Source organism: Mesorhizobium sp. LEGMi-168a (assembly GCF_058312955.1).
The window spans coordinates 1-1433 of record NZ_JBZEGV010000094.1; the positions used below are offsets into that span (position 1 = coordinate 1).

Here is a 1433-nt window from a genome sequence, read left to right on the forward strand (position 1 = left end):
CGTAGCGCTTCGAAACCGCGCTGCCGTAAACGTCTAGAATACAAAGGTGACGCTCAAAGGGTCGGCATGCCCCTTGGGATTGCGGACCCCGAGGGCGTCTGCTCACGGCCACTGTGTCCGGTCTGGAGGACCAACAAGATGGCGCTTGCCGCCCCTAGGCTACTAATGGCTCTGCCGGAAGTTGTGCCGCTTCATAGGCGCCATCGGGTTATTTGCACGGCATAGCTTTCATGGACGGACAGTACTTGCCTATGCCAGAAGCTAAGTTCTCTGTTCTTGACTGGGGATTTCTGCGCTTGGATGCCAGAGGTAAATCCCGGGGCGCCGGTTCGGATCCCGTCATTGGGCCCGCAGCGGTTTGACTCGTCGGGACACGGCGATATGCAAATTGTGAGACACAACGAGACGGCACGAAGGTGCCGCCGGTATCACTGAGGGACCAACTAGATGGAAGAGATCGCCCACCAAGTGATGACCACTGCGTCGCCGCTATCGGAGACCGAAGGACTCACCCCGGATACCCTGGTCTACGGGTTCACGGTCGCTGAAAATGCACGGATCTCGCCGGACGGAACTCGTATCATGTATACGTCGGCACGAACAGATCGAGGCACCGGCGCCAGGCTGGCGCAGTTGTGGACAGCCAACGTAGACGGCACCAATCCGCGCCAACTCACCACGGGCGGGCGAATCAGCGATGACGGCGTCTGGTCGCCGGACGGGACGCGGATCGCGTTCGTGTCCGACAGGATCGCCGATCGGGGCGGCCCCGCGAAGTACGGCCTCTACGTGCTTCCGGCCGGAGGCGGCGAGGCTCAGGAAATAGCCGGACACCGGGCACCAATCAGCGGCCTCGCTTGGTCCCCCACGGGCAGTTCTCTAGCTTACACAACACTCTTCGGTCCTGACGAGCCTGACGAGGCAGGCCTTCCGGGAGATGTACTGCCCCCTGTCCGAGTGACCCGGCGAATTGACTATAAGCAGGACGGTCGTGGGTATCTCGGCGACGTGCGGCTGCAACTGTTCGTCATCGACGTCGAGACGAGAGAGCGGCGGATACTAACTCGCGAACCGTTCGACCACTACGACCCGGCTTGGTCTCCCGACGCGCGCACAGTCGCGGTCAGGGTGGCCATGCTGAACGGGATCCACAGCTACCTTGGGCTAGTCGACGTGGCCACCGGCAGCATCGAGCCATTTGGCCCGAGGGAGGGTGTCATCGATCAATCGGCGTGGTCCCCAGACGGCAAGCGGATTTTCCTGGCCGGCGACGACCGGTGTACCTCGCAGACGGACTTCTTGTTGCTGGAAGTCGCCCGCCGCGAACTGACCCGGCTCACCCACGATTTGACAATCCTGCCCTCCCCCCCAGGGCTGGGACCGCCGTCGCAGCCGGTCTGGCTAGACGACGACCGGGTGCTAGTGCATGCGAT

The 1433-nt window shown here is 62.4% G+C and carries 1 pseudogene; it reads left to right on the top strand.

Annotated features, from left to right (window positions below):
* Window positions 1-447: 447 nt before the first annotated feature.
* Window positions 448-1433, top strand: a pseudogene (locus AC4FWB_RS34075) (hypothetical protein); the annotation flags it as partial.